The sequence below is a fragment of the Caballeronia eucalypticola genome (assembly GCF_047608185.1).
Lineage (GTDB): Bacteria > Pseudomonadota > Gammaproteobacteria > Burkholderiales > Burkholderiaceae > Caballeronia.
This window is the reverse complement of sequence record NZ_JBLKRU010000009.1, coordinates 1-26,636: the sequence shown is the minus strand read 5'-3', so window position 1 is coordinate 26,636 and position 26,636 is coordinate 1. Positions and strand designations below refer to the sequence as shown.

General features: G+C 57.7%; 17 protein-coding genes and 2 pseudogenes. 12 read left to right on the top strand and 7 right to left on the bottom strand.

Translation table 11 applies throughout. The features are described from left to right. Positions 1–83 precede the first annotated feature (83 nt). Together ACMX25_RS12805 and ACMX25_RS12800 are read right to left on the bottom strand one after the other, a co-directional pair. A pseudogene (locus ACMX25_RS12805) lies at positions 84–963 on the bottom strand (LysR family transcriptional regulator); the annotation flags it as partial. 92 nt (positions 964–1,055) lie between these two features. Next, entirely contained in the window at positions 1,056–2,354 is a 1,299-nt protein-coding gene (locus ACMX25_RS12800; protein WP_414950317.1) for an MFS transporter, read from the bottom strand. Positions 2,355–2,904: 550 nt separating this feature from the next. Here ACMX25_RS12800 and ACMX25_RS12795 point away from each other — a divergent pair. Then, positions 2,905–4,479: a methyl-accepting chemotaxis protein gene (locus ACMX25_RS12795; RefSeq protein ID WP_414950316.1), complete on the top strand. Its 1,575-nt coding sequence runs from the start codon at positions 2,905–2,907 to the stop codon at positions 4,477–4,479. A 109-nt stretch (positions 4,480–4,588) separates the two neighbouring features. On the opposite strand, the gene ACMX25_RS12790 is transcribed toward ACMX25_RS12795, so the two are convergent. Then, positions 4,589–4,870, bottom strand: coding sequence for a hypothetical protein (locus ACMX25_RS12790; protein WP_414950315.1), 282 nt, complete (start codon positions 4,868–4,870; stop codon positions 4,589–4,591). A gap of 1,042 nt (positions 4,871–5,912) precedes the next feature. Here ACMX25_RS12790 and ACMX25_RS12785 point away from each other — a divergent pair. Next, positions 5,913–9,230: a bifunctional diguanylate cyclase/phosphodiesterase gene (locus ACMX25_RS12785; RefSeq protein WP_414950314.1), complete on the top strand. Its 3,318-nt coding sequence runs from the start codon at positions 5,913–5,915 to the stop codon at positions 9,228–9,230. A 1,066-nt stretch (positions 9,231–10,296) separates the two neighbouring features. Here the strand turns inward: ACMX25_RS12785 and ACMX25_RS12780 are convergent. Next, positions 10,297–11,338, bottom strand: a pseudogene (locus ACMX25_RS12780) (ABC transporter substrate-binding protein). An 820-nt stretch (positions 11,339–12,158) separates the two neighbouring features. On the opposite strand from ACMX25_RS12780, the gene ACMX25_RS12775 reads away from it, so the two are divergent. From ACMX25_RS12775 to ACMX25_RS12760, 4 genes are all read left to right on the top strand, one after another. After that, positions 12,159–14,312 carry an ATP-binding protein gene (locus ACMX25_RS12775; protein ID WP_414950313.1) on the top strand — a complete coding sequence of 718 codons (2,154 nt, stop codon included), beginning with the start codon at positions 12,159–12,161 and terminating at the stop codon, positions 14,310–14,312. Further along, complete coding sequence (locus ACMX25_RS12770) at positions 14,309–16,336, top strand: hybrid sensor histidine kinase/response regulator (protein WP_414950312.1); 2,028 nt, start codon at positions 14,309–14,311, stop codon at positions 16,334–16,336. Before ACMX25_RS12775 ends, ACMX25_RS12770 begins: the two co-directional genes overlap by 4 nt. Beyond that, entirely contained in the window at positions 16,333–16,965 is a 633-nt protein-coding gene (locus ACMX25_RS12765) for a response regulator (protein ID WP_414950311.1), read from the top strand. The genes ACMX25_RS12770 and ACMX25_RS12765 overlap by 4 nt, the downstream gene beginning before the upstream one ends. 481 nt (positions 16,966–17,446) lie before the next feature. Continuing rightward, positions 17,447–17,656 (top strand): hypothetical protein, encoded by a 210-nt coding sequence (locus ACMX25_RS12760; protein WP_414950310.1) that lies wholly within the window; start codon positions 17,447–17,449, stop codon positions 17,654–17,656. 197 nt (positions 17,657–17,853) lie between these two features. On the opposite strand, the gene ACMX25_RS12755 is transcribed toward ACMX25_RS12760, so the two are convergent. Then, positions 17,854–18,777 (bottom strand): LysR family transcriptional regulator, encoded by a 924-nt coding sequence (locus ACMX25_RS12755; protein WP_414950309.1) that lies wholly within the window; start codon positions 18,775–18,777, stop codon positions 17,854–17,856. A gap of 138 nt (positions 18,778–18,915) precedes the next feature. On the opposite strand from ACMX25_RS12755, the gene ACMX25_RS12750 reads away from it, so the two are divergent. Next, a complete protein-coding gene (locus ACMX25_RS12750) occupies positions 18,916–19,671 on the top strand; it encodes an SDR family oxidoreductase (protein ID WP_414950308.1) in 756 nt (251 codons plus the stop codon). A gap of 118 nt (positions 19,672–19,789) precedes the next feature. On the opposite strand, the gene ACMX25_RS12745 is transcribed toward ACMX25_RS12750, so the two are convergent. After that, complete coding sequence (locus ACMX25_RS12745) at positions 19,790–20,935, bottom strand: porin (RefSeq protein ID WP_414950307.1); 1,146 nt, start codon at positions 20,933–20,935, stop codon at positions 19,790–19,792. A gap of 579 nt (positions 20,936–21,514) precedes the next feature. Here ACMX25_RS12745 and ACMX25_RS12740 point away from each other — a divergent pair. The 5 genes from ACMX25_RS12740 (at position 21,515) to ACMX25_RS12720 (ending at position 25,366) form a co-directional block, all read left to right on the top strand. Beyond that, on the top strand, positions 21,515–21,826 hold the full coding sequence (locus ACMX25_RS12740) for a DUF4148 domain-containing protein (protein ID WP_414950306.1): 312 nt from the start codon (positions 21,515–21,517) through the stop codon (positions 21,824–21,826). A 268-nt stretch (positions 21,827–22,094) separates the two neighbouring features. After that, on the top strand, positions 22,095–22,307 hold the full coding sequence (locus tag ACMX25_RS12735) for a DUF4148 domain-containing protein (RefSeq protein WP_414950305.1): 213 nt from the start codon (positions 22,095–22,097) through the stop codon (positions 22,305–22,307). Positions 22,308–22,441: 134 nt separating this feature from the next. Then, positions 22,442–23,122 carry a response regulator transcription factor gene (locus ACMX25_RS12730; RefSeq protein WP_414950304.1) on the top strand — a complete coding sequence of 227 codons (681 nt, stop codon included), beginning with the start codon at positions 22,442–22,444 and terminating at the stop codon, positions 23,120–23,122. A gap of 57 nt (positions 23,123–23,179) precedes the next feature. After that, positions 23,180–24,559, top strand: coding sequence for a sensor histidine kinase (locus ACMX25_RS12725; protein ID WP_414950303.1), 1,380 nt, complete (start codon positions 23,180–23,182; stop codon positions 24,557–24,559). Between the two features lie 75 nt (positions 24,560–24,634). Continuing rightward, positions 24,635–25,366 carry a response regulator transcription factor gene (locus ACMX25_RS12720; protein WP_414950302.1) on the top strand — a complete coding sequence of 244 codons (732 nt, stop codon included), beginning with the start codon at positions 24,635–24,637 and terminating at the stop codon, positions 25,364–25,366. Between the two features lie 13 nt (positions 25,367–25,379). Here the strand turns inward: ACMX25_RS12720 and ACMX25_RS12715 are convergent. Then, on the bottom strand, positions 25,380–26,636 hold a 1,257-nt coding region (locus ACMX25_RS12715; protein ID WP_414950301.1), incomplete at its 5' end, for an ISL3 family transposase.

The following is a 26,636-nucleotide window of genomic DNA, read 5'->3' as shown; positions in this document are numbered from 1 at the left end:
CCTCCTCGTCGTGCTTGAGTCCCATCCCGCCTGGGTGGGACTTTTTTTAACGTGCGGGTCCTTCCTCGCCACCACGGAACAGGTCGCGCGATGGAATAGAAAAGAGCCGTGGTCTGCCCTTCATCCTGAAGGCGTCGGCTCATGATGATGGGCGACGTGGGACCAGGTTCTGGAAGGTGCCGATAGACCACCCCATGTACCCTTAAACCATCGACACTCTCAGGGACAAGCGACACACCCACTCGCGCCGCAACGAGTCCAAGCGCTGTCTGCAACTCTCGCACTTCGTGTACGGAGGCCGGTTCAAGCGCATGATCGCGCAGTGCCGATAACTGCTGGTTCGCATAACTCGGGCGCGGTGAACTCGGATAAACAATCAGCGTCTCGCGTGCCAACGCCTCCAGCGTCAACTCGACCGAAGCATCGGCTAACGGATAATCTTCCGGCAGCGCGGCAATCATCCGTTCCTCGACGAGTACTTCGCGCGTCAGTTGCACGTCGTCAAAGCGCAGTCGTCCAAAGCCGACATCGATTCGTCCGCCCTTTAATGCACCGAGTTGTTCAAGCGTGAACATCTCGATCAGCGACAATTCGATCTGCGAAGCGGCCTCGCGAAATGCGCGGATGACCTGTGGCAGCGCGCCATAAAGAATGACGGCACGAAGCCGATCACAATGCGTTCCGCCTGTTGTGCGAGCCTGCAGGTGAGCGGCACGAGCTCGTCGCTTTCATCGACAAGGCGCTTTGCCTGTGTATAGAAAACTCGGCCCGCTTCGGTCAAACGCAAAGGCCGCGAACCATGTTCGAACAGCGCCAATCCGACAATTTCTTCTATCTGCTGTATCTGCCTGCTAAGCGGCGGCTGCGTCATGTGGAGACGACTGGCCGCGCGCGTGATGTTCATTTCTTCGGCTTCATTTCTTCGGCTACCGCGATGAAATAGCGGGGTTGTCGCAGCTCCATGCAGACCTCAGACGGTTAATGACCCAACGGTATTATCGACACGTTCGAGGCGCAGGGCGCGCTTTGAGCGAGTAGCCTGATCAACGATGCAATCAGCGATCCTTGGCGGCTTGTTCAACCGCACCGCCGGGCGATGGGGCCGGCGCTCTATCGACCATGTTGGTCCTGAGAATCCAGTTGTAAATTGCGCCCCCGATCATCAGTGCCGAGGTGCCAAAAAACACTTCGCGCATGCCGAAATGTCCTCCGACGAAACCGCCGGCAAGCGGTCCGACAACCTGCCCGGTATATTGCGCGGACGTCGAATAACCGAGCATATTGCCCGCAACGGACGCCGGCACGTTATGCCGGATCACGCTGGCAACGCAAGGCAACAGTCCGCCGAGTGCCAGACCCATCAGGAATCGCAGCCCCACTAATTGCCAGCCTTGCGTGACAAACGCTTGCGGGATCAGCAGAATGCCTGATACCGCCAGGCAACCGATAATGACGGTCCAATGCCCCAGGCGATCGGCGAGCTTACCCAGGTACGAGGCCGAGAGAATGCTGCCCAATGCTGCCTCCGACATCACCAGTCCCGCGACAAACGTGACCTGGCGGACATCGACTACTTGCGCCACGTAGACCGTGATGATCGGCTCGATCGACATGTTTGCCAGCATCAGGAGCATGCCGGTCACCAGCATGGCAACGGTCGGCCGCTTGTCTGCGATCTGGGCCCAACTGCCGCGCTGTTTCCCCTTCTTGTTCAAGCCCGGATGACGCTCGTTCTTGACGAAGAATACGGTCGCGAGGAACGTAATAAAAATAAGTGCACCGGACGCGAGAAAGGTCGACCGTATGCCGATCAGCGGCGGCAACGATCCACCAATAAGGGGGCCGACCAGATTGCCGGCCATGATGCCGGAAGACAGGACCCCGAGCGCCCAGCCGCATCGCTCTTTCGGTGTCTGCGTGGCGACCAGCACGGTAGAACCCGATGCAAAACCGCCAAGCAAACCCGCGAGCAGCCTGAGACCGACGAGTTGCCAGACGTTATGCGCCATCCCCATCAGGGACATGATGATGGCCATGCCGAGGCTGGCGCGGATCAGCATCGGCTTGCGGCCGTAGAGATCGGCAAGCTTTCCCCAAAGCGGCGCGGTCAATGCCGCGGTAAAAAATGTCGCCCCATAAGCGACGCCCGACCACTGGACGATCGCGGCGTGGTCCTTGACGCCTAACTGCTCCACGTAAAGCGGCAAGAACGGCAGCATGAGCGTCATGGCCACGATGGTCGTGAACGATCCAAATACGCAGACGATGAGATTGCGCCGCCAGTGGGTGAACTCTTCCGTCTCCGGAGGCGTGTCATGACTGCCCTGAGGTGCGCTTGCCGTTTGTTTGTCCATCGTTCTGTCCAGGTCGGCGTGGAGTTGCATTTGCCCTGCGACCTCTTGAGGGCCGGAGCAACCGCTTCGCGCAAAGCAAGCAAGCGAGCGGCTTCAACCCGGATCTTACGGCGTGAGTCGCGGTGCAGCCAGTCCGCTACCTATACCGGTATGGCGACTACCCGGCAGGTCTTTTTGAGTATTCCGGTCGCGGTCTTGATTGCGTCCTTGCGCAAGTGAGAGGCGGTGATTCGTGAGAACCGCTAAAGATTGCCCGCCAACCGCCGATAAATTGGTGACGTTTGCTTTTTTCCGCCAACCGTCAAGGACAGCCCGGCTGCCCATCCCCAATCCGCACTGCAATCCACAATCCGCACACGAACGCATTTCCACTGCAACGCAAGACTTCTAAAGATCGACGATATGACGCCAGAGGCAAGGCCACGCATGTCTGCCCGGCACCGGCTTAAGGAATTTGAAAGACAGTAAGTTGAAAGAAAGTCATATCGCCGAATGGCTCGCTAAAGCAGAAATACGTGTGTTTTAAATTCCAATCTACAAGGTCATTTTGATGAGCCAGTTCAAAGTTGTGACCCGCCTCTCGGCTGCTTTTGGTGCCTTACTTGTTCTTCTCGGCGTGGTGTCTGTCGTCGGTTTGATCGGCATGTCAAAGATTAACGCGGCGCTGACGAGTATTGTCGACCGCAGCACGGAAGAGATGACGCTTGCCCAAACAATGCGCTCGTCTCTCGATCAACGTTCTATCGCGATCCGCGACATGATGCTGGTCGATAACGAGGCCGACACGAAGGCCATCGTGGAAAAAATAAAGCACGAAGAGGGGATCTATGCGGACGCGTCGCGAGCCTTGAATGACATCTTCGTGTCGAGCGGATTAATAACCGACACAGAGCAAACACTGCTCGCCAGGCTGGTAACGGATGAAGCCTCCACGCGGCCGCTCATGGCCAACGTCGCCCAGCTCATCGTTTCCAACGACAAAGCGTCGGCGGGAAAGGCCTTATTGCAAGACGTCGTTCCAAAACAAACTCAATGGCGAACCACGCTTCGATCGTTGATCGAGCTTGAGAAAACGACGATGCACGACAAGGCAAACCGCGCCGAAAGCAGCTACGCGCAGCTTAGAATCGTCACCATCAGCGCAGCGCTTGCCGCGTTGATCGTCGGCGTGATAGCCGCGTTACTGATCACGCGCAGCATCCTGAATCAACTCGGCGCGGAGCCTGGCGAAGCGCAACGCGTTGCTAGCGAAATTGCGGACGGAAACCTTGCGGTACGCGTAGTAGTTGCGCCGGGTGCAAGTGGGAGTTTGATGGCATCGCTTGAGGCAATGCGCGCGCAATTGAGCAGCATAGTCTCGGGGATCAAGACATCGGCCGATTCGATCGCGGTCGCGGCGAATGAAATGGCGCAGGGTAATGTCGACTTATCGCAACGCACCGAGGAACAAGCGGCTTCGCTTGAACAGACGGCGGCGAGCATGGAAGAGCTGACGTCTACGGTAAAGCAGAATACCGACAATGCAAAACAGGCGAACATGCTTGCCCAAACTGCGTCCGACGCAGCCACCGCAGGTGGGCAGGTGGTTGAACGCGTGGTGACGAAGATGCGGGATATATCCGCTAGCTCGTCGAAGGTGGGAGAGATCATCAACCTGATCGAGAGCATTGCATTTCAAACCAATATCCTTGCGCTGAACGCGGCTGTTGAGGCGGCACGCGCCGGTGAGCAGGGGCGCGGTTTCGCTGTCGTGGCAGGCGAAGTGCGGACGCTGGCCCAACGCTGTGCCAGCGCGGCCAAGCAAGTGAAGGATCAGATTGGTGAGTCGCTCGACCACGTCGATACGGGTTCGGGCCTGGTAGCCGAGGCAGGCAAAAGCATGGGCGAATTGTTGAGCTCGGTTAAACAGGTGACCGACATCATGGGCGAAATCTCAGCGGCGTCGTCAGAGCAAAGCACGGGCATTGAACAGGTCAGCGTTGCTGTCGGGCAGATGGACGAGGTGACGCAACAAAACGCTGCGTTGGTCGAACAAGCAACGGCGGCAGCGCAGGCAATGGCCGATCAAGCCAGGAGCTTGCGCGAAGCGGTGGGCGTTTTCAGGGTGGGAGTGGGAAGCCACTGAAGCCGACCGGTCGCGGACGAATTTGCCCGCTTGGAATCGCCGGCGGAAGGGCTGCCCAACCGCAGCGCTTAAGCTTTCGCCGGTGTGCCTTGTAGTACTTATTCGGAAATTATTGTGCGTAGGGCTTGGTCTTTTTACGATCAGTGTTTGCGACAGGCTTGATCACGGACGCGCTTGAACTGGGCGTTGAAGCTGCTCGTTGCACGTCTTTGGAATCTTGCGATGCGTCGGCAGCGGGCATCGGCAGCGGTTTGTTGGGGTTCGCCAGGTTATACAACGCCGTGCCCAGCTGTCCTGCCGCGACCCCCTCTTCGTAGTCGTCAGGGCTCTGAGCATGCGCGAAAGCAATTAAAGAAAATGCGGCGAGGGTCACAGTCTTTAGATGTTTCATTTCCCTCTCCCTTGTAGCTGGACCCTCAAGACGGTCACGAAGTGACCGATAAATCACCGGCATTTTTGTTAGAGAGTCGATACCGCGAACGTCGCTGCATCGACCGTTAGCCGTGCTCAGCGGGCTCGTCTTGCAAGACTTGAGAATGACTATTCGATTTATAGCCCCTCCTCTTTACAAATAGCTCGCACCCCTCTAAGTCCCGTGCTGATTCACATTTGCCGTTTATTGGAGCGGCTTGTGGGAAAACGAAGTAGGTATTTCATCCTACGAATACCGGTTTTTCCTGGCTATCGAAACACGAGGCGCAGGCTAGGCGCCGCGGATAGTACGGAGCGCTAAAAAATGCGATCGAATGGCGGAGATTCGGCATTTTTTTACCGCGAATTCCATACTTAGCTTTGCAGAGGGTTTACCGCAGGCCAAATGAGACCTTTTGCATCGTTTGTTTCTACTACGAACTTTCCTGCCACGACCGGATTTTTTCACTGTTATTAAACTTTTCCCCGCAAAGGCCGTTATTAGAGTGGGGATCACTATCGGGTCTAGTGCGACTGGCACTTTACACAACGCGTTTGGCCTCAGGGCGGCGATCACCGAGTACGTCATCGTAGCCTCGGCAATCCGCTTTCAATGCTGAAAGAAACCCGTTCGCGAACGTCATCTTGGTCGACACGTAACTAGCGGACACGGTCGCGGTAGCGCGTGAGTGCTCGCCCTTCAAGACGATGCAGCGGGTCGCACTTATTTTCAAAACACAGACGCGGATAAGCGTCGCCGGTTGAATGAGTTCAAGTCGGGACCGGTTTTTCACGAGATGCGGCACCGCGCCGCGCGACGTGCTGAACTCGTCGCAGTGAAGAGCGCGCCCGACTCAATGCTCGATTCAACCGGCTATATCAACGAAGTTTGGGGCGGCTGAAAGCGTCGAAGTCATGCTGAGTTCACTAGTGGGGCGCGTGCGTTGAAAGATTCCGACGACCCGCGCGCTAGCGACTTGAACAGTAAAGAACGACAGCCAAGCAGAACCGGAGCAGGCATCATGCGTCTCAATTCACGAAATCTGGATAGCGCGGACAGTGGCATCGCATTGATGGCTTCGGGTGTAGTGACTGCTCAGATTATTCGGCTGCGCCGGCTGGGTGCGAACGTACCCCCTGCGCTTCGGCGTCTGCTCGAAGCCTACGTACTGTTCCCGCTATTTGCAGCAATGCTGCTCGTGCTCGCGTGGACGGCCGTCATTCATCTGGTGAAGGTTGAACACGCGGTTGCACGGGACGCAGCTGTAGAGTTGAGCCACGAACTCGCCGATACCTATGAAGCGCAGTTGGTGCGTGATCTCGTTGCCATAGACCAGGTGCTCAAGACGGTCAAGTACGTGTACGAAACGAGAGGCGGCGTGCGCTTGTCGGAGCTGCAGGACCAGGGGCTGCTGCCATTCGTGATCGGGTTCAAGGTAGCGATCGTCGGTAGTGACGGCCATCTGCGCGACGCAACCCGCGTGCAAGCGCCTGCTACCGTCATGGACGAGCCGTATTTCACCGTGCAGCGCGATCGCAAGAATGACAGTCCGGCGCCGTTTGTCAGCCAGGTGACTCGCAACGCGATCACGGGTACCCCGGAAATTATCTTCAGCCGGCGGCTGAAGAATGCAGCCGGAGAATTTGGTGGCATCGTCATGCTTTCTGTTAACCCCAGCTATTTCACGAGCAGTTACGACCGCTCGCGCATGGGCAACGACGGTGTCATGGCGCTGCTCGGCACCGATGGCGTGATGCGTGCCGAGCAGGTAGGGAAGCAGTCGTTGTGGGGTGCGGTTCTCCCGAAGATGGCTATGGACGCCGCCGAAATGCCTTCCGATTTACTTGCCGTGCAGCCGTGGGATCACGGTGTGCGCCGCTATACAAACTTGCGTCAGTTGCAGGGTTTCCCGCTGACCGCCATAGTCGGTCTCGGTCAGGAAGAACAACTCGCGCAGTTCCGGAATCATCGGCGCGCTTACCTGCTGTGGGCGAGCTTCGGCAGTGTGGCGCTGATCCTGCTGGCAGGTGCACTTAGCCGCTCGAGCTGGCTGCTCGCGGCAAGCCGGCGGCGAGCACGGCGGGCACAACAGACTTACTACGCTGCCTCGGAAGCGAGTCTCGACGCATTTTTTGTCCTTCGCAGCGAACTCGACACGAACGGCAAGATTGTTGGCTTCAGGGTGCAAGATACCAACCGGCGCGGCGCTGACGTATCTGGATTACCGCGCGACCGCTTGATCGGCCGGGCACTCGACGTCGCGTTTCCTCGATCTCGCCACGACGGCATGCTTGACGAATTTGCGATCGTCGCGAGGACGGGCGTGGTCGAGGAGCGGGAGTGGCTGCACGAGCGGCCCGACGCATCGTCGACGTGGTTGCATCGGCAAGTCGTACGCGTGGAAGACGGCGTAGTCGTAATGATGCGCGACATCAGTTCCCGGAAACACGCTGAGGTCCGGCGCGCGGAGCAGAATCGCGTGCTGGAAATGATCGCCACCAGCACACCGCTCGCAGACGTTCTGTCCTCCATGATCAAGCTGCTTGAGTCACAAATTGCAGGGTCGGTATGTGCCGCCTTGCTGTGTGACGACGATGGCCGGCACTTGAAATTAGGCGCTGCGCCCAGCTTGCCCGAGCGTTATGGCAAGCAGGTACGCGGCTCGCTGATTGGCCAGGATGCGGGACCAAGCGGTCGAGCGGTGCACTATCGCCATGCGGTGTACGTCCCGGACGTCAGGCAGGATCCGCATCTGGTTGACCAGATGGAAAGCTGCGGCGTGCTTGGCTACGGCGCATGCTGGGCGCAGCCCATTCTGTCCCACGACGGCAGCGCCCTTGGCGTCCTTACGCTATTCGTTCGGTTTCCACATGAACCGAAAGAGAGCGAGGGACAGGCTATTGCCATGGCGACGCGCATTGCCGGCATTGCGATCGAACGCAGTCAGGCAGAGCAACGCATCCGTCACATGGCGAATCACGATGCTCTAACGGGTCTTCCCAACCGTACCGCGCTGTCTGACCGGCTTAATCAGGTCTTGCTTCATGCACAACGTTATCAGCGTGGCGTGACCGTGGTGTTCATCGACCTCGATAATTTCAAGTTGATCAACGACAGCCTCGGGCATCGCGCCGGCGACGGCCTGTTGAAAATCGTGGCTGACCGCATGGTGCGGTGCGTGCGGCGCACGGACACGGTAGTGCGGCTCGGCGGTGACGAGTTTGTGGTTGTTCTTTTTGACCAGGCACCGCAGGGAGCGGATATTACGGTGACCATCGAAAAGATTCGCGATGCGATCCGTGAGCCGGTCAAGCTGAACGATCAGAATTTCCAGGTGACGTGCAGCATGGGACTCGCTAGCTATCCTAACGATGGCCTTGATGCTGATACGCTGCTGATGAACGCCGACGCTGCGATGTATCGCGCGAAAGAGATGGGCCGCAACAACTACCAGTTGTACACGTCCGAGATAAACATCAAGGTGCACGAGAAACTGCGGCTTCAGGAGCAGTTGCGGCACGCGCTTGCGAACGAGGAATTTCGTTTGGTGTATCAGCCCCAGGTCGATTTGCGAACCGAGAAGATCTTTGGTGTGGAAGCGCTGTTACGTTGGGATCACCCGACAGAAGGCTTGGTCTCTCCAACCACGTTCATTCCGCTTGCAGAGGAAACGGGGCTGATTGTGCCTATAGGTGACTGGGTGCTGCATACGGCTTGTCACCAGAATAAGACTTGGCAGGATGCGGGCATGGCGCCCATGACCATTTCGGTCAACGTCTCGGCGCGGCAATTTTTGCAGAAGGATTGGGTGGCGCGTGTGGCGCATGCGCTGGCGGTGAGCGGGCTCGATGCGCAGTATCTCGAGCTTGAGCTCACCGAAAGTCTCATCATGCAGGATCTCGATGGCGCCATTGTGATCATGACCCAATTGCAGGGCATGGGCGTGCGGCTGTCTATCGATGACTTTGGGACTGGCTATTCCAGCTTGAGTGCGTTGAAACATTTCCCGATCGTGCGACTGAAAATAGATCAGTCGTTTGTGCGCGAGTTACCTGACGGCGAGGATAACCGCGCGATTGCGCGGGCCGTTATTTCGCTTGGGCGCCAATTGAATCTCAAGGTCATTGCCGAAGGCGTCGAGACTGAGAAGCAACTCAATTTCCTGCGCGACAACGATTGTCATGAAATTCAGGGTTATCACTACAGCAAGCCGGTGACGCCACTCGAGTTGGAGCAATTGCTGAAGCAGCCTTTCGCGTGGCCTGCGGACGGGTCCGACGACTATGAACTTCGCCAGTCGTCGGTGTGGCCTGTGTCGGCGACAAGCCGTGAAGGTTAGCCGTTTTGATATTGCTGAGCGCCGTGCACACTGCCACGGCCAACGCCGTTAATCGTTGCGTGCGGGGAGCGGCTGATCTCATGGGTCAGGAGTTGATCGTTCGTGCTCGGGGGATGTTAGTGGTCAGGGTTAGTGCCGGGTTGGTGCTTTCCAGGGCTTCGCGCGTTTAGTGTTGGCTGTTTTCTTTATCACTATTAGCCACTGCGCGTGGCGGCGCGTTATTTCCTGGTCCTTAGCGACAAAGAAACGAAGCAAAGAAAGCGCTTTAACCGCTCTAAAAATTAAGTGTCCACAGCGTGCAGTTTTGATTCATGGGTACCCGAAGAGCACGGTGCTCGCCAGAACCACCGAGGTGTGAAACCCTCCTTCTCGCGAATCCTGACATTAACACGCTTCGCCCCGTACGCTCTCGGGCAAGCACCAGTGCCCCACGGGCCCGCACGGCCTCACGTACTTTTATGGGTGTGGTGCTTCGCGAGTTAGCTGGTCGGTTCGCGTTGTTATTTCGGGGGTTAGGCCTTACACATTTTGCAGCATCGTTTCTCGATGGGTTGTAAAGATGGTGCGGTATGCATACAAATTTTGAGGTTGGTTTTCCGCGGATAGCGCGGGGCGCTCCTTGGGCGGGTTCAGTCACTGGTGCTAGCCCGAGAGCGTACGGGGCGAAGCGTGTTAATGTCAGGATTCGCGAGAAGGAGGGTTTCAAACATCCGTAGCTCTTGCGAGCACCGTGCTTTTCGGGTACCCATGAAATGGAACTGCACGCTGTGGACACTTAATTTTTAGAGAGTTGAAAGCGTTTTCTTTGCTTCGTTTCTTTGTCGCTAAGGACAAAGAAATGACGCGCCGCCACGCGCAGTGGCTAATAGTGATAAAGAAATCAGCCAACATAAAACGCGCAAAGACCTGGAAAGCAGCAACCCGGCATAGCCCCCGACCGCTAACGCAGAACCCGTGCAACCCGGCATTGAACCAGACCGCTAACCCCAGACCCTCGCAACTGGCACTAACCTCACCGACCAACCTCGCTCCCCCCCAACCCCAAGTGCGAACGAACACCCCCCCGTCATTGCATAACCTTCAGCCACCGCGCTTTGGCCTGAACACCAGGCTCCGATGCCCACCATTCCTCCGACATCAACGCCTGCTTAGCCGCATTCTCCGGCGAACTCGGTAATTCGCTTGCCCGCTTAGCCGTAATCTTGCCAGTCTTGAACGCAGCCGGACTACCCGGACCATAGTCAATATAAAGCGGCAGGTTAGCCTGCAATTCCGGCGACACCGCCACATTCACAAACTGGATCGCCGTCGGCAGATTCGGCGCATTCTTCAATATGCACAACTGCGTGTTTCGCAAAATGCCATCGTTGTAAGTAAAAGCCACGTCCGGATTGTCCTTCTGCACCGCACTCGCGCGGCCATTCCAGATCATCTCCATGTCTACCTCGCCGTCATGCAGCAATTGCGCCGACTGGTCGCCCGACGTCCACCACACAGTAATGTCGGGCTTGATCTGCTGAAGCTTCTTGAAGGTCCGGTCTACATCGAGCGGATAAAGCTTGTCACGCGGCACGCCGTCCGCGAGCAACGCGGCTTCGAGTACCGTTTGCGGATCATTGCGAAGCGCTCGAGTGCCAGGAAACGCCTTCATGTTCCAAAAATCCGCCCAGCTCTGCGGGACCTTCTTGAGCGCCTTCTTGTTGTAGCCAATCACCGTCGAATAGAACTCGTAGGCAACCGAATAAGGCGTTCGATACTGCTCCGGCATGGCAGCCGCATTCGGCAGTTTGCAAAAGTCCAGCTTCTCCAGCAGGCCTTCGCGGCCGCCGCGCAAACAATTCGACGTTGGGGTATCCACTACATCCCATATCGGTTTGCCGGTCGCGCCTTGCGCCTTGATCGCCGGCCATGCGTCAGGGATGCTGTCCTGGTTGACCGTAATCCCAAGCAGCTTCGCGGCGGGATCGAGAATGGCCTTGGTCCTGGGCCTCCTGATAACTGCCGCCTTGTGACACGAAAGTGATCTGTCCCGCGGCGAAAACGGGTCCGGTCGAAACAAGACCAATAAGCAGCGACAGTGCGATGGGGCGGAGCGACAGGTTTCTCATCGACGGCGGTCCTGATGGTTGAGTGGTTCGGCTGCGGGTAACGAAGAAACGCGCCAAGCAACGTGCGCAGGAATCAACATGCGAAGTCGCATGCGACTTGCCTGTTGATACAACGTCTGCCAAGCGATCAATGTAATGTCTGCATCTTGCCTTGCGGTTCAGCCGGACTCACACGCTCAAGCGACCCCTGTTGCAATGCAAGGCAAGGCGCGCACGGCTGACATGGGAAAAATATAGGGGGCCATTTTTGAGGAGGCAATGCCGCAATTGTTTGAGTACCCATAACGTGGGGTAATGACCAGCCCTGCCATGATTGCGGCTTTGCAGGATCCAACAATAACTCTTCGAGGCCATGAATTGCCCACGGGGCAAGAACGGTTCTTGAGCGTTCATCCGGTTCTTTATGACCCACGTCGCGGATCATGACATTGATCCGCCGCCCCCTTGCCGCTTCCAGATGCGAGCGCGCAACGGAGATGTCGTCCGTACAAACCCGCTCGACGTAAGGCCTGCATTGCGACATGGTTCGTCGCAGCACTTTTCAGTGAGCAGTTCAAACGCGTGGGCGCAGCGGACCGGGAAATCCTCCGACTTTAGGGGTTTCAGCCCATTCAGCCCGTCCCGAGCGCATACATCGCAGGTCATCGTAAGCGCAGTTCGTCGTGCCATGATGACAATGCGCACGGTCGTCTCCTAAACGATGAATGCAGGCAAATTCGCCTGCATTTCTTTGAATTTGTCGTGTTATGCCATCGTTAGACCGCCGCCAGAGCGCGCAAAATAGGCGGGTCAAGAACCAAGGCCGGCCCCAAGGAAATCTATGGCGATCAACACATTCGGCGGACTATGCGACCTGGTCGGCCGTCATCGCAGCAGTGTCGTGATGCGGCTGCTCGCTACCGTGTTCCTGTTCAGTTGCACGGTCACGCTAACGCTTACGGCGCTTCAGCTTTATCGCGATTATCACCGTGGGGTCACGCTCATCGAAAGCCGCCTTGCGGAAATCGATAGCAGTTATCGCGGTAGCCTGGGCGAAGCGCTCTGGCGGCTCGACCGTCCGCAACTCGAACTCCAACTTGACGGCATTCTCCATCTGCCGGACATCCGGCTGGCCGAAGTCACCGAGGTGATCGCCAGCGACAGCTCCATGGTGGTTGCCGCCGGAACTCGTTCGCGCGGCCCGGTCATGGTGCGCAGTTTTCCGATTGTGTATCGCATCCAGGGTCACGAGGAATCGATCGGCACGCTGCGTGTGGAAGCAACGCTCGACAACCTGTACAACGAACTGCTTAAGACCGCATTGGTGATCTTGCTGAGCCAGGGCGCCAATACTTTTCTGGTGTCGCTATTCACCATCTATATCTTCTCGCGGCTCGTCACGCGCCATCTCGCCACGGTGGCGCGGCGCGTCGAAAGCTACGACTTCCGGCAGGCGCCGCAAGCCTTCACGCTGCAGCGCCGCCGGCCGCGCCGTCCAGATGAACTCGAACGGGTAGTGGCCGCGTTCGACTCCATGTGCGCGCGCCTCCACCGCGCGTATAAAGACGAACGCGAAGCAGCCGAAGGCCGTGAAGCGAGGCGCACCGCCGAGGCGGCCAATCGCGCGAAATCCGAATTCCTCGCCAACATGAGCCATGAACTGCGCACGCCGCTGAACGGCATCCTCGGGTACGCGCAAGTCCTTGGCCGGGACCGGACGCTCAGCGAGCGCCAGCGCGACGGGCTCGGCGTGATTCAAAGGAGCGGCGAACACTTGCTTGCGCTGATCAACGACATTCTCGATATCGCGAAGATAGAGGCCGGCAAAATGCCGTTCGATATTGTTGCCGTGCCACTCCCCGGGTTGCTTGGAGACGTCGCGGAAATCATTCGCGTGAAGGCTGAGCAAAAGCAGCTTTTCTTCATATGCGAAGCCGCGCGCGACGTCCCCAACGCCGTGCGTGCCGATGAACGCCGGTTGCGCCAGGTACTGCTCAACCTGCTGGCAAACGCGGTGAAATTCACCGACAGCGGCTACGTAAGTTTGCGAGTGGCGCTCTTGCAGAATGGCCGGGTCCGCTTCGCGGTGGAAGATACCGGAATCGGCATTGGCGACATGCAGCGCGAGCTGATCTTCGAACCCTTCGAGCAAACCGGCGATGAACAACGGCATCGTGGAGGAGCCGGGCTTGGCCTTGGCATCAGCCGGCAACTCGTGCGTTCGATGGGAAGCGAGATCCTGGTCGAGAGCCGCAAAGGCGAGGGCAGCACCTTCTGGTTCGACCTCGAAGCGGTTCCTGCACCATCCTCGTCAGCCGCCACCAATCCAGCATGGGTGGTCACCGGCTACACGGGAGCGCGCAGGAGCGTGCTGGTTATCGACGACGTGGCCACTAACCGCGCGGTGGTGGTCGACATGCTGGAACAGATCGGCTTCGACATGATTGAAGCAGCCAGCGGTCAGGAAGCGCTGGAGAAAGCTCAGGTGAAGCGTCCATCAATAGTCCTGACCGATATCGTGATGAGCGAAATGGACGGACTCGAAACCATGCGCCGCTTGCGGCTGCTGCCGGACTTTACCGGCGTGCCGGTCATCGCGATCTCCGCAAGCCCGACAGGCGGCGACGAAAAGCGCAGCCTGAGCGCGGGCGCTGACGCGTTTGTCGCGAAACCCATTCATCTCGACACGCTGCTCGCAAAGATTGCCGCGCTGCTTGCGCTCTCCTGGACTTATGCGCCACTTGGCGAGCCGCTGCCCCAACCCGCGGCAATGATGCCGTGCCCGGCCGTGCCCTCGCATGAAATGCAGGACCTGCACCGGCTTGCACGCCAGGGCAACATGCGCGAGATTGTGTTGTGGGCCGAACGCATCGCGTCCCTCGACGAGCGTTACAGCGCGTTCGCTGCGGAGTTGCGCTCGCTTGCGAAGAACTATCGGACCAAGGCGATCGTGCAATTCGTCGAGCGCCATCTTGAAGGGGGACAAGCGTCATGAATAATGCGGCTATCGACCTTGCACCCCCGGAGTTGGAACCGCCTTCAGTCCTGATCGTCGACGACATGCCCGCTAACCTGAGTGTGGTCGTGGAGAGTCTCGAAGGGCAGGGCTTTCGGGTGCTGGTCGCACTGGATGGGCTGGAAGCGCTCGAGCGCGCGGCGTTCTCGCAACCGGATCTCATCCTGCTTGATGTCAAGATGCCCGGCATAGACGGCTACGAGACCTGCCGGCGGCTTAAATTGAATAGTGAAACCAGCGACATCCCCGTGATCTTCATGACGTCGATGTCCGCGAGCGCGGACGTGATCGAAGGGCTGGCAGCGGGCGGCGTGGACTATGTGACCAAGCCAATCCGCGTTGACGAAGTCGTGGCGCGTATTGGCACGCATCTGGCATTGCGCACGCTGCAGCAGCAACTCGTGACGCGGAACATGCAGTTGCAGCACGAAATTGCCGCACGCGAAAAGACGCAGAAAGCGCTAAGCGATGCCCGCGACGAACTCGAAGCGCGGGTAGCGCAACGCACTGAAGAACTGGCGCGGGCCAACCGCAGCCTCAACCTGGAGATTGTCGAACGCCGGTACGTAGAGGCGCGGCTAAAGGAAAGCGAGGCGCGGTTTCGCGCGATTGTGGAGACGAGTCCGGTGCCGCTGTGTATTACGTCCATGCCGCAAGGCGACATCCTGTACATGAACCAGCCGATGCGCGAACTCTTCGGGCTCGATACGACGCAAGCGGCGCTTGGCAATATTATCGACTTATATGCATTGCCCAAGGAGCGCGGCGAACTGGTCTGCCATCTTCGCGACGAAGGATGTCTGCGTAATGCCGAGCTAAGTTTCAGGCGACCCGACGGAACTTCGTTCTGGGCCGTCGCCAATGCGCGGGTCGCGACTTATGGCGACGTTCCGGCCATTTATGTAGGGCTTTACGACATCACGGCGCGCAGGAATGCCGACGAGAAACTGCGCGCGAGCGAAGCGAGTCTCGCCAACGCCCAGCGCCTGGCTCGGCTCGGCGACTGGTCATGGGATCGCGATAGCGGGATCACGCACTGGTCGACCGGGCTCTACCGCATCCTCGGACTGGAGAGCCTGGTCGCGAAGCCGTGTTATAGCGCTTATCTCTCGATGGTTCATCCCGACGACCAGGCCATGGTCAGGCGCGTGGCGCGCGGTCTGCTTGCCAAGGGACAGTCCTTTGGCATCGATCATCGCATCACGAGTCCCGATGGGACCACACGTATTGTCCGGCTTCAGGCAGAACGCGTGGATACCCGGGAGGGGCAGTCGTGGGGGATTGTCGGCACTGTTCAAGACATCACCGAGCGCAAGCGTACAGAAGAGGAATTGCTGGCGTCGCGCGAGCAATTGCGTGAGTTATCGGCGTATCTGGAGGCAATCCGGGAAGAGGAGCGGCGCCGTATAGCATTGGAGATTCACGACGAACTGGGTCAGTTGCTCACCGCGCTGAAAATGGATGTTGCGCTGCTCAAGATGCGCGTAGTCGCGGACGCTGAAGCGACCCGGAAGATAGACGATATCCGCGAGCTGGTAGAAAAAACCATCTGGATGGTGCGCAACGTGGCGAGCCATTTGCGACCGGCGGCGCTCAACTTCGGTATTGTGTCGGCCTTGGAGTGGCTTTCTGAAGACTTTAGCCGGCGCAATGGCATGCCTTGTCAACTGGTCGTGCGAGGCGGTGAACCGAGCCTTGTGGACGCCCATGCAACCGCCGTATTCCGTATTGTCCAGGAGTCGCTCACGAATGTATCGCGGCATGCCGGCGCGTCGCGTGTGGCGGTGACGCTCGTCAGCACGAACCGGGCGCTCGATCTTCGAGTCAGCGACGACGGTCAGGGCTTTGACCCGGACTCCGCGCAAGGCGGCTATTCGTATGGCTTGCTGGGCATGAGCGAGCGGGCGCGGCTGATAGGCGGGACGCTTCAGGTCGACAGTGCGCCAGGTGCTGGAACGATGGTTTCAATCAATTTGCCGCTGGATAGCGGACGGGAAAGATGATCAGTATTTTTATAGCAGATGACCACGCAATCGTGAGAAGCGGCCTGAAGCAGATCGTAGCCACGACGACTGATATTGCCGTAGTAGGGGAAGCCGCGCATGGGTCTGAAGTGGTGGACAAGTTGCGTGCTTGCCGCGTGGACCTGCTGTTGCTCGATATGACCATGCCCGGCATTAGCGGTGTGGATTTAATTCGGCGCGTGCGGGCTGAGCAACCCGCATTGCCGATCCTCGTGCTGAGCATTCACAACGAGGGGCAAGTGGTCTCGCGGGCGTTACGCGCGGGTGCAACGGGCTATGTGACCAAGGACAGCGACCTTGAGGTCCTGCTCGCCGCAATCCGCAAGCTGGCGGCGGGAGGGCGCTTCATTGACCCGAAGCTGGTCGATGCAATCGTTTTCGATTCGCCTTCCAGCGACGGCCCGCCGCATGAGATTCTCTCTGACCGAGAGTTCCAGGTGCTGCAAATGCTGGCGGCCGGAAACAGCATCAATGATATTGCCGAGGTGTTGTCGCTCAGTGCAAAGACGATTAGCACGCACAAGATGCGGCTCATGCAGAAACTCGGGCTCACTAACAACTCTGAAGTGATTCGTTATGCGGTCCGGCACGGGCTGGTGACTGAGTGAGCGCATGAAAGTAAGAAAATGAAGGATTCAATGCACATTTGAGTCTCGACGCGGCCCCCGACACTGAGCAGGTTGCGTGTCAGGAAATCCTTATAGTCGTTGCAGGATTTCCCTAGATCAAATTCCGCTTGTACCGACTGGAAAATGAAACGGAACCAGATAGCATGGTGTTATGCGAAAGGGTGCGAGGAGCGTTCGATGAATCCGCCGGCACCGGCAAAACCCCAAGTCTTTCGCTAGGGATCATAGTGGTCGCCAGAGACCGCCGCGGTTCAAGCGCCAGTCTGTTTGTAAGGTGTTTTCAAGGCGGGTTGAAGCGACTGCCATTATGCTTAGGCACTATCTTTCGCTTGCGGTCCGGCTTCTCTAGTGTTCTTTCATCTGAATGGCTCTTGGCAAGTAAACGGTCGTTTGGGACGGCTTTGATAAAGCGTGGCCGGGTGGCAGCGTGTCGACCCTGGTGTGTTTTTGCGGAGATCCCATGGACAGCGAACTCGGGCTGCAGGTGCAGGAGGATGTGCGTGAACTTACCGGCTGGATCAGCGTCTGGTACGACCAGGCGGTCGCCGCGCGGTTTATCAGCCCACCGTTCATTCTTGATGAAACCACAGCAGATCGTCTTCAAGGTTACTTCGATGTAGGCCTGACGCCAGACGATGCCGTCCATGCTTTTTTCGGTGTGATGCACTGAACATAATGTTCATCTCGCGCTGCCGAAAACGGTGGTCGCGACAAGTTTGTAGAACCTTCAGCGGCACATGCGCCGGGGAGGTTGAGATGTAAGCTGGCTCTCAGTTCTAGCCCTCCCCTCGGAGCTAGAATTTCAGGCGTCGTGTTCGCACGACGCCTTTTTTTTGGCCTCCGCAGATAATCGCCCCGGGTATGAAATCAGCCCGACACATAAGGCCCATGTTGCAGCTCCGATTTCTCCAGCGCGGCCAGCACGGCGTCGAACACAAGCCGTACGCGGGCGGGCACCGGTCCTCGCTGCGGCCTGTAGACGTAGACCGGCCACGGCTCTGGCGCAATGTCGTCGAGTACGCTGATCACCTTGCCCGCGCGCAGCAGGGGCAGTGCGAGATAACTCACGACCTGCCCAAACCCCAGCCCCGCCACCACGGCGCGGCACTCGCACTCGCCATCGTCGGTCTGAAACGCAAGGTTGGTCGGCGTCATTTGCTGCCCGTTGGAAAACTGCCAGGGCCACGCTCGCCCGGTGTTCCTGTCGATAAAACCAGTTGCCGGTAGCAGCGCAAGTTCAGCGAGGTCTGAAGGACGGCCCACGCGTGCTATCAACTTAGGACTCGCAATGACGGAGAAGCCCACGTGCGATGCAGGGCGTACCACGAAACGACTGTCTCGCATGAAGCCGATCCGTACGCCAATATCGATCTGCTCGGCAATCGGGTCGCTGATTGCATCGGACAGACGCAGGTCAAGGGTGATTCGCGGATGCTTCTCGGCGAGACGCACAAGCGCGGGCATCAGAAAACGTTCGCCGATGGACTTCGGCGTGGTCAACCGGACCAGGCCCGCAATCTCGGCGTCGATCTCGCTGTCTTTCGGTCTCAAGAGATCGTCCATCTGCTGCACGAGTTCACGTGCGCGCTGCGCAAACGCTTCTCCTGCTTGCGTGGCGCGCACGCGCCGGGTGTTGCGGTGGAAGAGGATTTCGCCCACCAACGCTTCTGCTTCCTGAACGGCTCGCGTGATTGCCTGAGGCGAAGTGCCTAGCCGGGTAGCGGCTTCCTTGAAGCTTTGTGCTTCAACGGCGGCACAATAGATGCGCAACATTTCAAGGCGATTTTGCATGACGGGCTCTCATATTTTGTTCCATAAAATGGAATTATGAAATCGTATCATTTCCATTGAATGGTTGACTTGCGATTCCCATACTGTCTTCTGTCGAGGGGGCCTTCGCCTTCTCAGGAACACAGGAGCCTGTCAACAATGAGCAGCACTATCAGCAATGGAATCGAAGGCAAAGTCGTTGTCATCACTGGCGCGAGCAGCGGGCTGGGTGAAGCCACGGCGCGTCATTTATCGGCGAAAGGGGCCTCGCTTGTATTGGGCGCGCGTCGTCTGGACCGGCTTGAGAGCATCGCCGCCGAGTTGCGCGAAGCGGGCGGCAAGGTCGAAGTACTGGCCGCCGATGTCACCCGCCGCGCCGATGTCCAGGCGCTGGTCGATCGGGCCGTGAGCGCTTACGGACGCGTGGACGTCGTGGTCAATAACGCGGGGTTCATGGCGATCGCGCCCGTGTCGGAACTCAAGGTCGACGAATGGGAACGCATGATCGACATCAATATCAAGGGCGTGTTGTACGGCATCGCCGCCGCGTTACCGGTATTCCAGAAGCAGGACAGCGGCCACTTCATCAACATTTCGTCGGTGGCGGGCATCAAGGTTTTTAGTCCCGGCGGCACGGTCTATAGCGGTACGAAGTTTGCCGTGCGCGCGATTTCCGAAGGCTTGCGCCACGAAGTAGGCGCCTCGATCCGCACGACGATCATCCTGCCTGGCGCGGTCGACTCCGAACTGAAGCTCGGCAGCTCCCATGAAGAGAGCGCGAAGGTAGTGGGGCAGTTTTACCAGCAGGCGATTCCTGCGGACTCGGTCGCTCGCGCCATTGCCTACGCGATCGAGCAACCAAGCGATGTCGATATCAACGAGATCGTGCTGCGTCCGACTGCGCAGGAGTTCTGATCGGTCTTGGCGATGCAAAGGAGGCAATAAAAAAATGCGTGCAGCTTGTTGTTTGGATCTTTGCACAACACGCTGCACGCGGAAAAACGATGAGCGTCGTCCTTCCAATGCGAAAGAATCAGAACCTGTGTGTCATCGCCAACCGGGCCATCAACTGATTGCCGGTTGAGGAGATGCCCGACGAACCTGGAATATCGGCATTGTCGAATTGGGTACCCGTGTTGCCATTCACGTGTTGATAAGCGCCCTGGATATAGACCGACGTACGCGTGCTAAGGTCGTAGTCAAGCATCAAGGCGAATTGATTGTACTTGGGCATCGACCGTCCAGTGGTAGCGGAAATGTGCGCGAACGTATAAGTGTAAGACGCCGCCATCCAGAAATCAGGCTTGAAGAAGTACTGCCCATTGACTTCGAAGTTGTCAAACTTCCACGAGTTCTGCGTACCGGCCACCGGCTGATCCGTAAAGTACAAGTTGCTCGTCGGATTGTAGACATCCACATGCGAATACGCGAACGCTAACATTGCCTTGTTCGCGAACGTGTACGAGACGCCCGCGTCAATGTTCTGCTGCGAGTCGGCCGTAAAGACGGTTGTATCATTCGATACCGCGCCCGAAGCGTTGGCTCCGCCGCTATTGGTTTTCATGTACGCGAGCGCTGCGGCAAAACCCCCCATCTTGTAGGTGCCTGCGGCGCTGTACATGCGGTTCGTTGCGAACCCTCCCGCCTGATTGCTGAAGCCGTACATGGTTTCGCCAGTAAAGCCGCTAACCGTCGGCGACACATACTTGACCGAGTTCTGGATACGATAATCCCAGTCGGCGTTGTCGTTGTCGAATGGGTGCGCCGCGAGATCGCCAATGGTGTTGCCCGCTGCGGTGAACCCGCTCCACATGTCGACGGTGGGATCGTACTGGCGACCCATGGTGAACGTGCCGTACTGGGCTGACGACAAGCCAACGTAAGCTTGGCGGCCAAATTCAAGGCCGCCTTGACCGAGTTGCCCGTTGTTCGTGTTGAAGCCATTTTCCAGGAGGAAAATTCCCTTCAACCCGTTGCCCAGGTCCTCACTGCCTTTCAAGCCCCAGCGGCTGCCTACGGTGTCACCGCTGACCATTTCGTACCCGCGATGACCTTGACCGTTGCTCGTAAAGTCAAATCCCTCGTCGATCAAACCATAGAGCGTGACGCTGCTTTGCGCGTGCGCGACGGTGCTTAGGAAAATTGCCGGAATCGCGGCGGCTAGCAAGGTTTTCTTCATGTTTTCCAATCCCAATGTGTAGATTCAGACGCGCGTGTGTCGCTTGACGTCGCTTGATTTCGCTTCCTGCCGCGCGAACTTGCCGACGAAATTAAGACTTCATGAAAGCGCCCACGAAGGTTAATGAGCCGTTATTCATAGCTGCGGCGACTAACTGAAATTCTGACTTTCAGACGATGGAAGAGCACGCGCTAAAGCCCTTAGCGGCTTACTGGCTAGGCAAGGGCGCAACGCTTGAGGCTTTCGGAAGAGAGGGGCAAGAACGATGCGTGTCGTGAATCAGATACACGCAACTTCCAAACAATGTGAATTGATGTATTGGGACTTTGCTTGAACGCTGCGCGGAATCCGCATAAGCGCAGAAAAAATGGACGACGTAAAAATACAGCCGCCTCGACCTTGCGTCGGAGCCACAGTGCTTACTCGGCGCTTACTTCAGTGAACCTTAAATTACTCTTCATGTTACAGCGGACTTTCCGTTGCAATCAGTTCGCTATCCTGAATCTCGTCACCCGTCGATAAACAAAACCAGTAGGCGCAGGCGACTACTCAACACCGCTGTCTTTACGGAGAACATCCATGAAACGACTTTCCGCTGCATTGATTACGCTTTCACTCGCCCTTACAAGCGCGTCGGCCCTGGCCGCTCCGAGTCTCACGCAGGCCGAATGCCACGACTATCCGTTCACGCCGCTCAAGCACACCGTCACGCATAAACAACTGATGCAGGAGTTAAGCGAACTGGAAGCGGTCGGGTATCAGCCGACTTCCGACGACAACGAATATCCGGACCAACTGCAAACCGCCGAATCCAAGCTGCATCAGGAATACCGTCGTGACTGCGTGCAGGCGCAGGTCGCAGGCAACCCGGCCAGTTCATCGGCGAACTAAGCCCTGAGCATTGCCGCGGATGACCGCGGCTGAAAAAAACCGCGGACGAAGCAAACCGTCAATTCGACACGACGTGCCAAATAATGGTTCACAAAATTTTCGATGCTCCCTTAGAGGCTTTGCCCTAAGCACATTTCAGTAAATATCTTTTCATGAAGCAGATGACGGACCGTTAAGGCTCACGGCGTAGTCTTAGCACCGTCAACACCGTGCCAAAACCATTCGCGGACCGCGGCGCTTAATTCACAGGTTCTCCAGGAGTAGCGACATGAAAAAACTTTTTTTCGCAGCAGGCCTTCTCTCATGCGCGGCATGTTCTTCAGCATTTGCTCAGGCACCAGCGAAACCTGCGCAAGACCAATCGTGGAAACCTCCCGTCTCCACGCTCACCCGCGCGCAGGTTGAGCGCTCGCTCGTTCGTGCTGAAAAAGACGGTCAGCTTAATTATCTCGATACAGTCGTTTATCGCGGTGCCCGCTAAGCTCAGGTAGCTTTCTGATGCCTGTCCGTCAACTTCATTCGCCGATCTCATCGGGTCGGTTGTGGCATCATTTACCCTCTGGAAGTACAGACGGTACGCGGTTTTCTGCCGATACCGACTTGGGATTGGGAACAATGACGACACGAGTGCTTACGGTAGAGGACGATCCGCTAGCAGCGAATGAGATCGTGGCAGAGCTTGAAAAATGTGGGTTCGAAGTGGATTGGGTAGATAACGGGCCCGACGGTCTCGCCCGTGCAATGAGCGGCGAGTATGACGCGATCATGCTCGACCGCATGCTTCCGGGACTCGACGGCCTGACTATCCTCACCACCTTGAGAACGGTAGGCGTGCAGGCGCCAGTGTTAATGCTAAGTGCGCTTGGCGATGTAGACGAGCGCATTCGCGGCCTGCGTGCGGGCGGTGACGACTACCTGACCAAGCCGTTTAATTCGGACGAACTCACAGCACGTCTCGAAGTATTGCTGCGACGCCGGCGCGAGGCTCCCGCACGTAATGAAACAACGCTGAACGCAGGGCCGCTTCTCATCGACCTGATTTCGCGCAAGGTGACGCGCGACGGCATTGAAGTGCCGCTGCTGCCAACCGAGTACCGGATTCTGGAGTTCATGATGCGGCACGCGGGGCAGACCATCACGCGCACCATGCTGTTCGAAGCGGTGTGGGGTTATCACTTCGATCCCGGCACCAACCTGATCGACGTTCACATGGGCCGCTTGCGCAAGAAGATCGATCCCCCCGGTGCTACCGCAATTATTCAGACCGTGCGCGGTTCGGGTTACATCCTGACGTGATCCATCTCCTATAAGAACACCTTGGCTGACTCAACGAATCGAACGCATCCCTTAGAAATGGGGCGCCGCTGGCACAACACGACCTTCCGGTGGCTTTCGGTTTACGCCGTGATCTTTGCGCTGTCGGTCATGGTGCTGATCGGATTTATTGGCTGGTCGGCAACCACGCGCATGGAGTTCGACGCAGACTCAGTGCTGCATTGGCAGCTCTTCTATTTCGGGTCCATTGATGACCCGCAACTTCCCGCGACTATTTATAGGCGCACGGAAGGCGAACATCTGAATACCAATTACTTCGGGTTGTTCGCAGCCGACGGCACGCATCTCGCCGGCGATATCCGCGTGCTGCCGTCGAACCTGCCGCTCGACCGTCAAGGTCATACACTCAACGACAGCCTGATCGTCGCCAACCAGGCAAAGTCGCCAGTTGTGCGAGCCATGGGTGTACGGCGGCGCAGCGGCGAACAGATCGTGGTCGCCCGCGATCTCACGCACGTACTGCACATTCGCGAAACGATGATCAACGCGTTGGTTGGCGGCGGCTTGTTCTGCCTGCTGGTGAGCATAGCCAGTGGCTTGTTGCTCAACCTTCGGCAAATGCGGCGAGTCCGTGATATTCGCAACGTAACGTTGCGGATAGCCGAGGGTGACCTGAACCGCCGCTTACCGATCGGCGGACGCGACGAGCTGGATATGCTTGCGCATCTGGTGAATCACATGCTCGAGGAAATTGAACGGCTGATGACGGAGGTCAAGAGTGCGTGCGACGGAATAGCGCATGACCTGCGCACGCCAGCCGCGCATATCCGCACCTTGCTCGCCAATGTGGCCGAACGCATGCACGTGATCCAGGACGACGGCGTCGCTCAAATGCTCGACCGTGCGCGCGTGGAAGCCGACATGTTGCTGGATCGTTTTGGCGCGATGCTCCGCATTTCGGAGATTGGCGCATTGAAGCGGCGCGGCGGTTTTTCATCGGTGGATCTCACAACGCTGGTTCATGAATTAAGCGAACTGTATGAACCGCTTGCCGAGGATCGGGGAATTAGCTGGGCGGTGGTGGTCGAACAGGTTGCCGCGGTGCATGGCGATCGGGCGTTGCTCTTCGAAGCGTTCAGTAACTTGCTCGATAACGCCATCAAGTTCGCGCCGGATAACGGCGCCGTGCGCATCGAGCTGACGGATCATCCGCAGGGCGCGCTGCTGGTCATTTCTGATAATGGTCCAGGCATTCCGGAGCGGGAGCGGGAAGCAGTTTTGCAACGCTTCTACAGAGCCGATCAGACGCGTCATCTGGCAGGCTCGGGACTCGGTCTCAGCATTGTGTCGGCCGTGATGCGGCTGCACGATTTCGCGCTTCGCGTGGGCGCTAATGGCACCGGTACCACGCCCGGTACGACGATGACGGTTGAGTGCTGGCCCCACGCGCTTCAATAATGCATTTTCTGATTGCCAAGTATTCCTGATCAACTGATTAACCGATTAATTGATTACCGAGTAAGAGCCACCCCTATGCGAGTTCTGCTCATTTCCACCGTCTGCACCGAGGGCGCTTATCTGCATAAGGCTTTACGTGAAAGCGCGCACAGCCTGCAAATGACCGACGACTTACGCGACGGGCTTCATCTTGCATCGCAAGATACCTTTGACGCGGTCCTGATCGTGGCTGTCGATACTGAGTCCATCTGCAACCTGGCTGTGCTCTTATCCGAGTTCGCACGTTTGCCGGGATCACCCGCGATCCTGGTCGTCCTCGGACGCGCGACACCTGTAGAAAGAGCGCGCATGCTGCGCGCCGGTGCGGACGCATGCTTCGTGCAGCCGTATTCGTTTATTGAAATGCAGGAACGCATGCTGGCGTTGTATCGATCATCCGTGCAAGGCTTGGGCGACTCCACACTCGACCTTTCGCTGAGGCTTGATCCGCTTACGCGGGAGCTGGTGGAAGGAGACAAGCGTTTCCCCCTGACCAAGCGCGAGTTCCTGTTGATTGAGTCGCTGCTGCGCCAGCCCGATGCCCCCGTTGCGCGCGACCAGTTGATCCGATATGCGTGGCCTGACAAGGACGTCGTAGACCCGTCGAGCGTGAATCTGGTGGTCTCACGGCTGCGCCGCAAGCTTGAGTTGCACACCTTCGGTGCGCGTCTTGAAACCGTCAGCCGCTTCGGTTATCAGATCAACACGACACAGATGCCGCGTGTTCTTGCCCTGGCCGATTCTCGATCGAACGTTGAAGGCGCATAAAAAATCGGGTCCGTCAGTAAAATCTATGGGCGAGTTCTGGCTCAGGAAGTTTGCCAAGTACGTGATATAGCGAGAGTTCCGTCATTTTGAAGGTGCGATATCCATAGGCTTTTCTCATAGTGACTTTGGCTTTGTTGTTCAGTCCCTCAACGATGCCACTGGAGAACGCCTTTCGCGCCCGGAAATAGTTGAGCAACAGCTCTCGATGGGTGCGTACTGTGCGAGCGAATTTCTTGAGCGGGTCGATGCGCGAGCGCATGACCTCGCTGCACCACTGATCCAGGAATTTGCCTGCCCATGCGGGTGACTCGTAGTCCCAGAATTGCTGGAAGTATTCTTTGAAGAGGTAGGCCCGTACGCTCTTGAGGTTATAGCGCAGCACCTCACGCAGCTTGATGCGCTGGGAGTCGGTCAGGTTCCCCGGGCGCTTGAGCAGACACCAGCGCGACTTCTTAAGCACCGGCTCGTAGCCGTCCTTGACCAGTTGGCGTGCTTCGCCCGCACGGACCTCGTCGATGGCAAGATTGAGTTTAGCGACGATGTGAAAGCGGTCCAGAATGTTCAGCGCCCCTGTGCAATGCAGTTTGATCATGTCCAGATAGGGTTTCCACATGTCCGAACACACAAACTCGATGCCCTGCGCCAGTTCCGTGCCGATCATATCGAAGAACTTCTGGAACGCTTCTTTGGTGCGCTTCTCGCCCACCCAGAGCAGGCGCGTGCAGCCCGCCTCGATCTGGTAGACCAGTGTCAGATACTCATGACCACGACCGTAGGCGATTTCGTCCACGCCGATGGCCCGGATATGCCCCAGCTCGCGATGCTCCAGACCCCATTGCACGACATAGGCCACGGCCTGTTGGACCTTCTCCCAACTGGTGTGGAAGGACTGTGCCGTGTCCTTCCATGAAAGCTTGCGCGCCCAGTGCGCCAAGTACAGCATGTACGCCCTGGTCAACTGGTGCTTGCCCATTGCCCAGGGCACCTCCTCTACCTTGACCCCACATCGCCTGCATTCCACGCGCCTCATGCTGTACAGTAAAAACACCGCAAAGCCCCAGATCGGGATGAACTCGAAGCGGCGTTGGGGCAGTTGGTCGTAGCCCCTGGCGGGTTGATGGCATCCTGAGCAGCACGCTCTGGAGCCTTTGCGCGGGCGCACATCGATCTCGATAGTATTGCTATGCATGCACAAGCGCGCGGTACCGTAGACGAAGCCAGGGAAATGGTGGCAGGCATTAAGCAGACGAGTCAAAAGCATGAGCAACAA